Source organism: Corynebacterium lipophiloflavum DSM 44291 (assembly GCF_000159635.1).
Classification (GTDB): Bacteria; Actinomycetota; Actinomycetes; order Mycobacteriales; family Mycobacteriaceae; genus Corynebacterium; species Corynebacterium lipophiloflavum.
Genome location: NZ_GG667194.1, coordinates 10,831 through 24,119, shown reverse-complemented (window position 1 = coordinate 24,119; position 13,289 = coordinate 10,831). Strand labels below are relative to the sequence as shown.

The 13,289-nt window shown below is 65.2% G+C and carries 10 protein-coding genes, 1 tRNA gene and 1 pseudogene; 7 read left to right on the top strand and 5 right to left on the bottom strand.

The window, feature by feature from the left end:
• Positions 1–276: 276 nt before the first annotated feature.
• From HMPREF0298_RS08125 to putP, 3 genes are read right to left on the bottom strand one after another with little or no spacing between them, the layout of a single operon-like run.
• Positions 277–765, bottom strand: coding sequence for a hypothetical protein (locus HMPREF0298_RS08125; protein ID WP_006840673.1), 489 nt, complete (start codon positions 763–765; stop codon positions 277–279).
• Between the two features lie 10 nt (positions 766–775).
• The gene (locus tag HMPREF0298_RS08120; RefSeq protein ID WP_006840672.1) at positions 776–1,387 is read right to left on the bottom strand and encodes a GmrSD restriction endonuclease domain-containing protein; all 612 of its coding nucleotides are present in this window, start codon (positions 1,385–1,387) and stop codon (positions 776–778) included.
• 12 nt (positions 1,388–1,399) lie between these two features.
• Entirely contained in the window at positions 1,400–2,947 is a 1,548-nt protein-coding gene (gene putP / locus HMPREF0298_RS08115; protein ID WP_006840671.1) for a sodium/proline symporter PutP, read from the bottom strand.
• A gap of 96 nt (positions 2,948–3,043) precedes the next feature.
• Between putP and HMPREF0298_RS08110 the strand changes: the two genes are divergently transcribed.
• From HMPREF0298_RS08110 to HMPREF0298_RS08095, 4 genes are read left to right on the top strand one after another with little or no spacing between them, the layout of a single operon-like run.
• Complete coding sequence (locus HMPREF0298_RS08110; RefSeq protein WP_006840670.1) at positions 3,044–6,163, top strand: DEAD/DEAH box helicase; 3,120 nt, start codon at positions 3,044–3,046, stop codon at positions 6,161–6,163.
• A gap of 1 nt (position 6,164) precedes the next feature.
• Positions 6,165–6,986 (top strand): hypothetical protein, encoded by an 822-nt coding sequence (locus HMPREF0298_RS08105; protein WP_006840669.1) that lies wholly within the window; start codon positions 6,165–6,167, stop codon positions 6,984–6,986.
• Between the two features lie 29 nt (positions 6,987–7,015).
• On the top strand, positions 7,016–8,152 hold the full coding sequence (locus tag HMPREF0298_RS08100) for a metallophosphoesterase family protein (protein ID WP_040422965.1): 1,137 nt from the start codon (positions 7,016–7,018) through the stop codon (positions 8,150–8,152).
• Between the two features lie 5 nt (positions 8,153–8,157).
• Entirely contained in the window at positions 8,158–10,824 is a 2,667-nt protein-coding gene (locus HMPREF0298_RS08095) for an AAA family ATPase (protein WP_006840667.1), read from the top strand.
• Between the two features lie 52 nt (positions 10,825–10,876).
• Here the strand turns inward: HMPREF0298_RS08095 and HMPREF0298_RS08090 are convergent, their stop codons facing one another.
• A complete protein-coding gene (locus HMPREF0298_RS08090) occupies positions 10,877–11,404 on the bottom strand; it encodes a YceI family protein (protein WP_040422941.1) in 528 nt (175 codons plus the stop codon).
• Positions 11,405–11,580: 176 nt separating this feature from the next.
• Here HMPREF0298_RS08090 and HMPREF0298_RS08085 point away from each other — a divergent pair, with 176 nt between their 5' ends.
• The 3 genes from HMPREF0298_RS08085 (at position 11,581) to HMPREF0298_RS08075 (ending at position 12,716) form a co-directional block, all read left to right on the top strand.
• On the top strand, positions 11,581–12,081 hold the full coding sequence (locus HMPREF0298_RS08085; RefSeq protein ID WP_040422940.1) for a MarR family winged helix-turn-helix transcriptional regulator: 501 nt from the start codon (positions 11,581–11,583) through the stop codon (positions 12,079–12,081).
• Between the two features lie 134 nt (positions 12,082–12,215).
• Positions 12,216–12,428 (top strand): PspC domain-containing protein, encoded by a 213-nt coding sequence (locus HMPREF0298_RS08080; RefSeq protein WP_006840664.1) that lies wholly within the window; start codon positions 12,216–12,218, stop codon positions 12,426–12,428.
• Positions 12,429–12,642: 214 nt separating this feature from the next.
• Positions 12,643–12,716: transfer RNA gene (locus HMPREF0298_RS08075), tRNA-Arg, on the top strand.
• 431 nt (positions 12,717–13,147) lie between these two features.
• On the opposite strand, the pseudogene HMPREF0298_RS12245 reads toward HMPREF0298_RS08075, so the two are convergent.
• Positions 13,148–13,289 (bottom strand): annotated as a pseudogene (locus HMPREF0298_RS12245) (IS256 family transposase); the annotation flags it as partial.

The following is a 13,289-nucleotide window of genomic DNA, read 5'->3' as shown; positions in this document are numbered from 1 at the left end:
CGGACGCGGTTTTGGCGGCCGCGGTGGCCGTGACCGCGACTGGCGCGACTAGTTCGTCAGCCCGAAACGGCTGGATCGGCGCCGGCACTACTTCTGTAGTGTCGGCGCCTATGTGCTGTCTCGGGGTCTGTGGCGCCGCGGTGGTTGAGGTATAGCTGCTATACCTCAGCGCACCAGCGACTGCGCCAGGTGCCGATCCCCAAAAACGCGCCAACGGTTCGGTGGCATAAGAAAATCGGCAACCCGGATGCCCGGGCTGCCACTGAGATGAAACCTCTAGGCGAAGATGCCCGACGGCAGGTACATCAGAATCAGGATGATCATCACGAGCAGGTTGAAAATACCCGCCCCGGAGGTTGCCTTGGCCTTTGCGCCTTCGAAATTAGAGGTGTAGTCGCGCTGGTCCGCTTCCGCCGGGTCAAGGGCGTTGAGAGTGCCCATCATCTTGCGCTGCTGTGGGATGACCATGCCGAAAAGGATGCCCCACGCAATCAGTGCCAGAATGATGGCGGTGTGGAGGAAGTAGTTTGTTTTGTAATTTTCCCAGCCGAAGATGAGCACCACAGCGCCGAGCAACGGAACCAGGGCGGACAGCATGCCGTAGGTGGACGTGAGACGCTGCAGAACGCTGGCGCGGCCCACTGACTCCTGGGCACCGGAACGGGCTTCCGCAGCTTGGCGGGGGAACATGGAGGCGGCAACCATGACGGGGCCGAGCAGGAGGATTGCGGCGGCTACGTGCAGTAGAACGAAGACAGTATTCATGTGCTCCACCTTACAGGTAGGGTCGGCCAATTAGCCCGGTGAGACCCGTGCATGCGCGCCGCGCCGCTCGCAGGTCCGGGTGGGGCATCGCTAGCGAGTACTCCCGGGCGACGGCGACGAGCCGGCGGGCGTAGACACAGCGGGAACGTATGGCGGGCGGCAGCCATTCGCTGGGGAGCTGGTCGGACTTGGACCGGTTCGCCTCGGCGGATGTGACCACGAGGTTTCGGGGATCGTTGGCAAAGGCGATGCGCGTGGGGCCGGGCCAGGCATGTGCGCCGGCGTCCCACGCCGCGGCGAGGGGGTAGAGGTGGTCGATCTCGACATCAGCGGATTCCAATGGGGTGCCCGTGTAGGGGTCCGTGATGGGGCCGGAGACCCACTGGCTGTGCGGGGAGTCGCACGAGACGGCGCCGAACGCCTCGGCCATCAGCGTGTCACGGGTGTCGCATCCGTCGGCGACAGGGGCCCAGCCGGGGCCGAAGGCGTCGCGCTCGTAGCCCAGCACCGTGGTGCGCTGGGCGGGGGAGGCGTTGGTGGGGGCGTCGATAAGCGAGCGCGGGGTGGGGAACGGAATGACCGCGAGGGTGAGGGCGATGAGGGCAGCGAGGTAGTAGCGCACACCCTCTTAGACTTAGGCGTCGGCGCCGCGGTTCCGCTCGAGGGCTTGCTCGAAGCTGGCCTCCGGGTTACGCATCGCGTAGTCATTTACCCGCATCGCCGTATCAAACTCCTCGGCCACGCCGGGCCGGGTACGGGTGGTGGCGGACACGGCGACCATCACCGCGGTGGCGAGGATGACCCCGGGCACGATCTCGTACATCTCGGTGATGGGCGAGTCGACGGAACCCCACATGAACACCGTGACCGCCCCGGTGATCATGCCGGCAATCGCGCCCTGGGAGGTCAGGCCCTTCCAGTACAGCGAGGCGATGACGACGGGGCCGAACGCGGCGCCGAAACCTGCCCACGCGAACCCGACAAGGCCGAGGATGGTGTCCGAGGGGTTGGCGGCCAGGGCAATGGCGACGAGCGCGATGAGCACGACCATGGCGCGCGAGAGCAGGAGCAGACGCTCGCCGGCCAGCTGGCGTTTGCCAAGCACGCGGTAGAGGTCCTCGATCAGCGCCGAAGAGGTGATCAGAAGTTGCGAGGACATCGTCGACATGATCGCGGCGAGCACGGCGGTGAGGACGATGCCGGCCACCAAGGGATGGAACAGGACGCGGGTCATGTCGAGGAAGATGGTCTCTCCGTTGGGGTCGGTGACCTGCGCGCCTGTCTGTGTGAAGAAGACAGTGGCGACGAGCGCGGTGAAGATCGCGCCGATGTAGCACAACGTGACCCACAAGGTGCCGGTGCGGCGAGCCGAGGCCGCCTCAGCCGGGGAGCGCAGTGCCATGAATCGGGTGATGATGTGCGGCTGGCCCATGTAACCGAGCCCCCACGCGAGGTTGCTGATGATCGTCACCGCAGACACGCCGGCGAACAGGTTGAAGTAGGTGGGATTCGCCTCCGGGAACGGCCCGTAGGGGTTCTCAGCGGCAAAGGAGAAGATCTCGCTGGGGGTATCCAGGGCAAACAGGGCGATGACCGGCACGGTGAGTAGGGCGAAAAACATCAGCATGCCCTGCACCACGTCCGTGTAGGAAACGGCCAAGAATCCACCGATGAAGGTGTAGATGACGGTCACGGCACCGATGATGAGCATTCCCGTGAGGTATTCGCCGCCGAACGTCGACTCGAAGTATTTGCCGCCGGCGACCATTCCGGAAGAGACGTAGAAGGTGAAGAAGAAGATGATGATGATTGCGGCCGTGATGCGCAGCACGCGCGAGGAATCTCGGGTGCGGTTTTCGAAGAAGCTCGGCAGAGTGATCGAGTTTCCCGCGACCTCTGAGTATGAGCGCAGGCGGGGTGCGACCCACTTCCAGTTTGCCCAGGTGCCGATCAGCAGGCCGATGACGATCCACAGCTCACTGAAGCCCGCGACGAACAGCGCGCCGGGCAGGCCCATCAGCAGCCACCCCGACATGTCGGATGCCCCGGCCGAGATCGCCGCGACGAAGGGTGGCAAACCGCGTCCGCCAAGGACGTAGTCGTCATACTTCTTTGTCCTGCACCACGAGTAGTAGCCGATGGCCAGCATCGCGGCGAAGTACAGCACGATGGCGAGAATCATCCACGCGTTGTCCACGTTGTCCTGCTCCTTGGTTTCCTAGCGGGTGAAGGTCTCACACAGCGTATCGTGTCGCGCTGGCGTGGTATAAGGGAGGTTATGCCCAATTTCCTCCTGCACGGACTCTGGTTGCCCGAGTCCGGTCTCAACCTGTGGGTTGAGCAGGTGGAGGGACACCGGATTGTGCTTCCGTCCCAGGTTCCTGTGGGCACGTTCCCGCCGGTTGTTGAAAAGCTTGTCGACGACTCCAGGTTCCGTCACCGACGCCGCGTGCGCCTGCAAACCCCGCGCGGAAAGCACGTGGAGCTTCGCGTGCCGACGGCCGCGTTCGCCCCGGCGGAGACAGTCTCTTTCCTCGCGACGCTGATGTTCGTGGACTCCGACTCCCCCGCGGCGACGGCGTCCCAGCGCGCTGCGATCGCCCCGGATCTTCAGTGGTTGATCCGCATGTATGTCGGACTGCACCGGTTCGTGCGCGCCGGGCGGGTGAGCATCCACGTGCCGTATCGCGACGGGCAGTGGTACGCCGAGTGGCAGCTGGGCACGGGGGTGGAAGAGCGCGGCTGGCTCGCCGAGATGGTCGCCGCGGCCCCCGGGGTGCTGGCGGTGAACAACCCGAGCTTGGACGAGGACCTCGCCCACACGCTCGTGCACTGGATCGCCACCGCACAGCTCGAGGGCTTGAACGAGAACACCCGGCCCTACCCGTGGCACGATTTCGTGCACTCGCTGCTCACCGCGTCCCCGTTGCGCCGCGGCGGGGCGGAGCTGACACGCAAGCTCAGCGATTGGAATGGTTCGATCACCGCGGTCAACCTGCAGCTGGTGTTCATCGTGGGGCAGCCCGCCGACGCCGACGAGGGCGCCGACGATGCCGGGGAGGAGGCGCAGTGGCCGGTGCGGGTGCAGGTCCGCTCCGGCACCGATTCGCCGCGGCCGGTGCGCCTGCACGACTACGACGCCGCCACCGCCCAGACCCTGCGCCAGGCTCTGAACCGGGCGGTGGAGGTCAGCGACCTGGTTGATCCTGTTCAACACCCGCGCAGCGCCGGGTCCGCGTTAGCCTCGCCCGAGATGGAGGGGGATTGGGATGCGTACCTGACCACCGATGAGATTGTGCGTTTCGTGCGGTTGGACGCGGTGAAGCTGCGCATGAGCGGGTTTGCGGTGATGCTGCCTCGCGCGTGGTCGACAGCGGAAACCACCGCCAAGCTCAACGTCGCCGCCGAAGCCAACCCGCATGACTCATCCACGGTCACCCACTTGGGTTTTGACACCCTCGTTTCCTACGACTGGAAAATCTCCGTCGGGGACATCGAGCTTGACGACGCCGAAATGGCGCAGCTGATCAACTCCAAATCCGGGCTGGTCAAGCTGCGCGGGCAGTGGGTGCTTGCCGACGGCAACGCGCTGGCCCGCACGCAGCGTTACATGGAAAAGCTCGCCGAAAATTCGCTGGCGCGCGCCGAGCGCGAGGCCGAGACCGCACGGACCCGGGCGGCGCTGGCCGAGGCCAATGGAGCCGGCGACGCCGCCGAGCTGGCGGCAGAGGCAGAGCGCTTGCGCGAGCGCTACGAGCAGCTCAAGGCCTCCGACAACACTGAGGGTGCGGTCACCGCCGCTGAGCTGCGCGACCTTGCCCTGGAATCCGCCGCGGCCGACGATGAGGCGCCGGTGGAGTTTTCCGGCTCGCCGTGGTTTACCTCCCTGGTGGTGGGCACGCAGCGGCCCGCCCCTCAGCGCGTGGACATCCCCGGGTGGGTCAACGCTGAGCTGCGCGAGTACCAGCGCCGCGGGGTTGACTGGCTGTACTTCATGTCGCGCTCCAACTTGGGCGCCGTGCTGGCCGATGACATGGGGCTGGGGAAAACACTGCAGCTGCTAGCCCTGATCGCCGTGGAACGCGAGCGAGGCGAGCACACCGGCCCGACACTCGTGGTCGCGCCGACCTCCGTGGTGGGAAACTGGGCGCGCGAAGCCAAACGCTTCGTTCCCAAATTGAAGGTCGTGGTGCACCACGGCACGCAGCGCCTCAGCGGCGATGAGCTGTTCGGCGAGATCAATGGCGCGGACGTGGTGATCACCTCCTACGGGGTGGCCGGGCGCGATATGGTAGACCTCTCGCGTATTGAGTTCGACCACGTGGTGTTGGATGAGGCCCAGGCGATTAAGAACGCGGGCACGAGGGCGTCGAGAAGCGTGCGCGCGATCCCGGCGAGGCACCGCATCGCGCTGACGGGCACGCCGATCGAGAACAAACTTTCTGAGCTGCGCAGCCTGCTCGACTTTGTCAACCCCGGCATGCTGGGCAGCCAGACCTTCTTCCGCAACCACTTTGCCAAGGTCATCGAGTCGCGCCGCGACCTCGAGCTCGCCGAGGAGATGAGCGAGCGCCTGCGGCGGCTGACCACCCCGTTCATCCTCCGTCGGCTCAAGACCGACCCCGCGATTATCGACGACCTGCCGGAGAAAAACGAGCACATCGTCACCGTGGACATGACGCCCGAGCAGGCGGCGCTCTACACCGCGCTGGTGCGCGACGCCCAGGCCGAGCTCGAAGAGCGCGAGGGCATGGCGCGCAAGGGCATGGTGCTTGCCACCATCACCCGCATCAAGCAGATCTGCAATCACCCCGCACATTTCCTCGGCGACGGCTCTGCGGTCACGCTGAAGGGAAAGCACCGCTCCGGCAAGGTGGCCATGCTGATGGAGCTGCTCGGCGAGGCGATCAACTCCGAGCAGCGGGTGCTCATTTTCACCCAGTACAAGGCATTTGGCGCGCTGCTGCAGCCGTACTTGTCCGAACGTCTCGGCGAGCCCGTGCCGTTCTTGCACGGCGGGGTGAGCAAGGACGCGCGCGACGCGATGGTGGACAGCTTCCAATCCGTGGGCGGACCGCGCGCGATGCTGCTTTCCCTGAAGGCCGGAGGTACCGGGCTCAACCTCACCGCAGCCTCGGTGGTCATCCACCTCGACAGGTGGTGGAACCCGGCCGTGGAGAACCAGGCGACCGACCGCGCGTACCGCATCGGCCAGGACAAAAACGTCACCGTGTACAAGATGATCACCCGCGGCACGCTGGAGGAATCCATCCAGGATGTGCTCGACGGCAAGATGCACCTGGCGGGTACCGTCGTGGGCGAGGGAGAGGGCTGGATCACCGAGCTCGACACCGAGGACCTCGCGCGGCTGATGAGCTACCGAGCGGAGGAGGGCTGACATGGCGCAGCACAACAGGCCGAGAGAAGACAACGTCATCTACGCCAACTTCGGGGCGCGCCGGCGGGTGACTAGCCCGGAGGAGGCGGGTGCCGCGCAGCCTCCGCTGCAGCGCGCCCCGTCGTTCTCGCCCGCGGCGATGCGCGTGTTCAACGCCGCGGTGCGCCAAACCGATCCGGCGCGCACCAAGCGCGGCCAGCAGTACGCCGCCGGCGAGCACGTGCTCGACGTCACCGTGCGCTCCGGGGGCTTCGACGGGGTTGTCGCGGGCAGCCAGAATGACCCGTTTAGCGTCAGCATCCAGCTGCCGCGCCGTGCCCCGACCGACATCCAGGACGCGCTGGACATCATGGCGCGGCGTGCCAACTCGGTGGCCAGGGCACGAGCGGGAGAATTCGACGACGACGTGCTCGACATCTTGCTCGCCCCCGACCCCGCCAGTGTCCGCTTCTTCTGCACCTGCCCGGACCCCGCTGCGGTGTGCAAGCACGCCGTGGCCGTCGCGCATAAAGCCGCCGAGCTTATCCACGCCTCCCCCGAGGTCATCTTCTCGCTGCGCAACTTGAACCTGGCCACCTTCGAGCAGGGGGTGCGCAACCGCGCCGTTTCGGTGGCGAAGGAGAACTCGGAAGAAGGCTCGGAGTACTTCTGGGACGGCCGCGAGATGCCGAAGCTGCCGGAGCCGAAGCTCGCGCCGATGATCGAGGACTCCGACATCGATATGCTGCACCGCGCGATGCAGTCGGTGTCCTTTACCAACATCGATCAGCTACGCGCCGTGGCCGACATCGAAGACCTGTACGAGGAGTTGACCAGGCAGTGATGTCGGGCGCGTTTGCTACAAACAATGCCATGAAACCTCTGACCTTCATTCACACCTCCGACCTGCAGTTAGGCATGACGCGCAAGTTCTTGCCGCCAGAAGCGCAATCGCGTTTCGACGACGCCCGCTTGCGCGCCGTGCACCGCCTCGGCGAGCTCGCCACAGAGCGCGGCGCCGAGTTCATCGTCGTCGCCGGTGACGTCTTCGAACACAACGCCTTGGAAAAGCGCACCCTCGGCCGGGCGCTCGAAGCCCTAGGCAACCTGCCCGTTGCGGTGTATTTGTTGCCCGGCAATCACGACCCGCTGGTGGCGGACTCGGTCTTCAACCGCACGCATGATCTCGACGGCGTGATGGTGCTCGGTTCCAGCGACGTCATCGAGGTACGCGAGGGCGTCGAGATCGTCGGCGCGCCCCTGAAAGCCAAGTACGCCTCGGAGGACTTGTGCGCCAAGGCGCTCGCGCCGCTGGGACCCACCGACGCGCTGCGTGTTCTCGTCGGTCACGGGCAGACGCAGTCGCGCACAGGCGAGGTGGCCCGCGACACCATCGACCTGGACAACCTCGAGACTAAGCTTGCCGACGGCACCATCGACTACGTGGCCCTGGGCGACACGCACTCAACCCGCTCGCTGGGTGACTCCGGTAGCGTCTGGTACTCCGGCTCGCCGGAGACGACCGATTTCCATGACATGAGCCCGGGTGTCGCCGGCGGCGAGGTCGACTCTGGCAACGCGCTGGTGGTGCAGCTGTCCAAGGGCCGCGCGGAGGTGGAGAAAGTACCGGTGGGCGCGTGGGTGTTCCACGCCCTGCACTTCGAGGTCGGTGGTGGGGTGGACGTCGATAAGCTTTTGGCTCAGCTGCGCGCGTACCCGGACAAGGAGCGCACGGTGATTAAGTACGCCATCGTGGGCACGCTCGGGCTGGAGGATACGCGGCGGCTGGAGGAGGGGTTGGCCGAGCTTGAGCCGGTTTTCGCCTCGCTGCGCGAGCGCACCCGGCTGATGGATCTGCACCTTGAGCCCGGCGCCGAGGAGCTGGCGAACCTGCCACTGAGTGGCTTCGCCGCCAACGCGATGGGCGAGCTGGCCGCGGCCGCGACCGGGGGAGACGCCACCGCCCGCGACGCGGTCAACCTGCTGTTCCGCCTGGCGAAGGAGGCTTAACCGACATGAAGTTCCACTCCATTTCGCTGCGCAACGTCCGCGCCGTGGAGCACCTCGAGCTCAACGACATCCCGGACACCGGCGTGATTTTGCTCCACGGTGACAACGAGGCGGGAAAATCCACCGTGCTCGACGCAATCGACGTCGTGCTCAACTTCAAGCACTCCACCTCAGACAGCAGGGTCAAGGTCCTGGCGCCCGCCGGCAAGGACGTCGGGCCCGACATTTCGCTGCGGGCCACGGTGGGCCCGTACACCTTTAGCGTGCGCAAGGTGTTTTTGCGCAAGAAGCGCTCGGAGCTGACCATTACCGCACCGAAACGTGAGCAGTACACGGGCAGGGAAGCCGACGACAAACTCGAGGCCATCCTGGACGAGCACCTGGACAAAACCCTGGCGGCGACGCTGTTTTTGCGCCAAGGCGAGCTGGATCCGGGTATCGCCGCGGCGGGGATCCCCACGATCACCCGCGCCCTCGACACCGGCGAGGCAGGTAGCGGCGAGGTGGCAACCGGGACCGAGGACACGGCGTTGATGCAGCGCATTGAGGCGGAATACCTGCGCTATTTCACCGCTAAGGGCCGCAAGAACGCCGCCTATGCCGACCTGGAAAAGCGCGTGGAGACTACGCGCGCGGACGTGGCCGAGCTCGATGCGGAGGTTGACAGGCTCTCCGGTTTCGTCGACGAGGTCGCGCGCCGGGAGGCCGACATCGAGAGCATCTCCGCGGAGCTGCCCACTGCCATCGCGCAGGAGGCAACACGGGCTGAGGAAGCCGCGGCCGCGAAAGAGCTGGCGGATAAGGCGGCCGCGGCGCAGCAGGCGAAGGAACGGGCCGAGATCGACCTCGAGCGCGCTGCCGAGGACATCGCCGCGCGCGTTTCGGCGCGCGAGCGCGTCGGCGAGCTGGCCGCCGAGGTCGAGGAGCTCGAAGCCAAGCTGGTCACGGCGCGAGAAGCTGCGCGCGGTGAGCAGGCTCGCGTGGTGGAGCTGACCACCGCGCGCGATAGTGCACAGGAGCGCCTCGCGAAGGCCCGCGTGGGTGTCAAGAAGGCTGAGACTGCGCGTCAACGGGTGCGCGCACGCATCCGCGCTGCCGAGCTCGGTGAGGTCATCGACCGCCTCGACGTTGTCGAGAAGGAGCTCGCGCAGCTGCGAGCCGCGCAGCCGGAGAAGCCCGTCACGGACGCCGACGTGCGCGCTGCGGAAAAGGCGCGCGAGGAGCTCGGACTGCAGCGCAGGCTCCGCGACGCCGTGGCGGCCAAGCTGGAGATCACAGCGCCAGCCGGCACCGGCATAAGCGTCGATGGAAAGGCCGTGGACTTCGACGGCGCCGCCACCATCGGTGTCCACCACGGCACGCGGGTCGGCATCGGCGACGCTGAGGTGACCTACCGCGGCGCCCTGGCAACGGAGCAGGCCGCCGAGGAGCTCGAAAACGCGCAGCGGGCGTTCAGCGAGCTACTCGACGCCCACGGCTGCGACGACATCGACAACCTGCGCAGCTTGCGCGACACCCACGCCGAACTCGCCGGGGACCTGACCATGGCGCAGCGGCGCCGGGAGGACATCCTCGGCGCACGCGACGCGGAGGAATTACGCGCCGAGCACGCCCGGCTCGCCGCGCTCGTCGAGAGCGACGGCGCGGCTGGCGAAGACAGTAAGGACAGTGAGGCTGGCGCGCTTAGCGAGGACGCAGCGGAAAAAGCCCTGCGCGAGGCGCAAGGGGAGCTGGACACAGCCAGCGATGCGCTCGAGCTGGCAGAGGGTGCATTGCGGCCGTGGGCGGAGCGCAAAGAGGCCACCGCGCTGGCCGTGCTCGAGGAGCGCGCCGAGGTCAAAAGGGCGGAGCAAGAAGCCGCCGCGGCGGGCCTGAGTGCGGCGGAGGAGAAGGTGCCCACGCAGCAGCTCCAGGTCGCGCGCGAGCGCGCTGCCACCGCGCTGGAAGACGCGAACCAGCGGGTGGACGCGCTGGCCGCCGAACTCAAGCGCGCAGACCCGCAGCTTGCTGCCGACCTTCTGGAAGGCGCCCAGGTCAGGGTCCGCAACCTGCGCACCCGACTGGGGGAGGCCGAGCGCAAGGTCGCGGAACTCTCAGGCCGCATCGAGCAGGCCGCCGGCGTGGCGGAACAGGCGGATCGCGCCGCCGCGGCGCTCGAGACGGCCGAATCCGAGCTGGACACAACGTCGCGCCGAGCGCACGCCGCGCGGCTGCTGCGTGAGACCATGCTGCGCCACCGCGACGAGGCCCGCGCCCGCTACGCTGCGCCTTTTGCCGAGGCGCTCAACCGCTACGCGTCGCGCGTGTTCGGCCCGGATGTGGAGTTCACCCTCGGCGAGTCGCTGGAGATCCAGGCCCGCACCCTGCACGGCGCGACCGTGGAACTCAACCAGCTTTCCGGGGGAGCGAAGGAGCAGCTTGCGTTGCTGGTGCGCTTCGCCATCGCGGAGCTCGCCGGAACGGGCCAGGCGGGAAATAGTCCCGTGCCGGTGATTGTCGACGATGTCCTGGGGGCGACGGACCCGACGCGCCTGGAGCTGATGAACTCGCTGTTTAACCAGGTGGGACGCGAGTCTCAGGTGTTCGTGCTGACGTGTTTCCCGCAGCGTTTGGACCGTGTGGCGGTGGCCAAGGTGGCGTCGATTAGCGAGCTCAAGCACGCGGAGCAATGACAAACCCCCGCCGCGGCCGCGGTGGCCGGGCGGGGGAAAGCGAAATCGCTGCTTAGGCCTTGATGGCGGAGCCGTCGATCTCGATGGTGATCTTGTTGGAGACCAGCATGCCACCGGACTTCAGCGGGGCCTGGAAGTCGATGCCGAAGTCGGTGCGGTCGATGGTGGTGCTGGCCTCAAAGCCCATGCGCTCGTTGCCGAAGGGGTCGGTCTCGACGCCGAACGTCTCCACGTTGAGCGTCACCGGCTTGGTGATGGACTTGATGGTCAGGTCGCCCTCGACGGTGCCGTTGCCGTTCTCGTCGACGTTGAAGGCGGTGGACTCGAAGGTCATCTCGGGGTGCTTCTCAACGTCGAAGAAGTCCTCGCCGCGCACGTGCTCGTCGCGGTCGGAGTTGCCGGTATTGATTGAGGCGGTCTTTATCGTCGCGGCCGCCTTCGAGTTCTCGCCGTCCACGGTGACCTGCGCGGTTAACTCGGGGAAGTTGCCGCGGACCTTGGTCACCATTGCGTGGCGTGCGACGAAGCCGATCTCGGTGTGGGTGGGGTCGAGGTTCCAGGTACCAGTCAGGTTAGCCATAATGAACTCCTTCAAGTTGTTGATGTGTTAACAATCTCCACTATATCGAATTTGCTTGATGTGTCAACTTAATCGCGAACAAAATCTTTCCTGCAGGTCAAAGCGGACATATACGAAAGTAGAGTAAAGGGGTGATCATTTTTGAAGGAGTTGACGCACAAGGTAACCTCATCGTTATGGCTGAACAACCGCGCTGGCTCAACGATGATGAACAGGAACTGTGGCGTCTCATGCTCGCTGCATCACGCAAGGTCGACCGCGTCAACGACGAGACCCTGCAGGCCCGGTCAAACCTTTCAACCTCCGAGTTCGCCGTCCTCGTCAGCCTGTCCGAGGCGGAGGGCAGGCAGTTGCGCCTGCGCGACCTCTGCGCCTCCCTCGACTGGGACCGCTCCCGCACATCCCACCAGGTCACTCGCATGCAGCGCCGCGGCCTTGTCACCAAGTGCAAGTCGCCTGGCGACGCCCGCGGGGTGCTGGTCAAGCTCACTGACGACGGCCTGACCCGCGTCACCCAGGCCGCTCCCGATCACGTCGAAAGCGTGCGCCGCCTCATCTTCGACCACCTAAATCCTGAGGACGTTCCCGCTCTACGACGCTTCTTTAGCGGCATCATGGACGTTGACAACATTCCCGGCATCCCGAAGTGCTCCGGGATCAACAAGTTCGACGATTAAGGGATCTCAGGCCTCCCGTGACCCCAATATCAGGGTCTAAATCAGGGTAAACCCCGTTGTCGGCGCACCGGCTCCCCCGTTGAATGGGAAGAGTCAGATCACACATCCACAACAACGGGAAAGGAACCCACCTGATGTCCAATACCAACAACTCCACCCCCCGCAAACGGCTCACCCGCTCGATCACCGACAGGTGGATCGCCGGCGTCTGCGGCGGAGTGGCCAACTACTTCAGCATCGACCCGGTGCTCGTGCGCATCATCTTCGTCGTTCTAGTATTCGCCGGCGTTCTGCCGGGCGTGCTGCTCTACCTCGCCGCCTGGCTCATCATGCCCGAGGGGGTCTAGCTCCTCCGCCGCCTGGTCGGCCGGGGGCGAATTCGCTGCGCGTTTTTTGCCGGGTAAGCGGGCCGCAATGGCTTTGGGAATCGCTCGTTGGGCCGGCGCCGCGGCGAGGGAATCTGAAATTCCAAGTGTGTCCGCGCGAGCAATGGCGCGACGGGGTGATTCGCTCACCGCTCGCACCGGGTGATAACCTTTAGTGCGCACTGAACAAGTGCATGTCTTCGTAGCTCAGTGGATTAGAGCATCGGTTTCCGGTACCGAAGGTCGCAGGTTCGAATCCTGTCGGGGACACAATTATGCAAAGGGGGTTTCGGACATTATCGGCTCAACGATTCCGAAAATTAAGTTTCGGTCCATTCTTGAGCTGAATCCCTGTGCCGGCCGCCTCGTTCGCAACCTTTGGATGCAAAAATCCCGCCCGTAGAACCGTTTTACACGGTATTCGGACGGGATTTTCGCTATTATCGCCAACCAACACACGATTTCTAGGCCACTCTCTCCGGCTTCGATTCGAAACCGGGTAGGTTGCCTGCTTGCCTATGCCGCAATGGGCGGGGAGTTGCCTGGTGGCGGCAGGAACTCGGGTTGCGATGCTCCTATATTGTGTCAAGCGCTTTTCAGAAATTTTGGTCAAGTCCGCGGGAGTGGTGTATCTGCCCTTTCGATAAAACAAGCAGCGTAACGACCTCACGGACCATCACGAGCTAAATACTGACCCTGGCTCATGCCACATCCTTCCGGATGATCTCAGAAGTAATATCGTCCGAATCGATGATGTTCGCAGTCATCATCACCCTGGTCTGCTCCAAGCTCGTCAACGACATGTACCGCTTCTGCTGGATCCAATCATCATGCTGCTCCGCC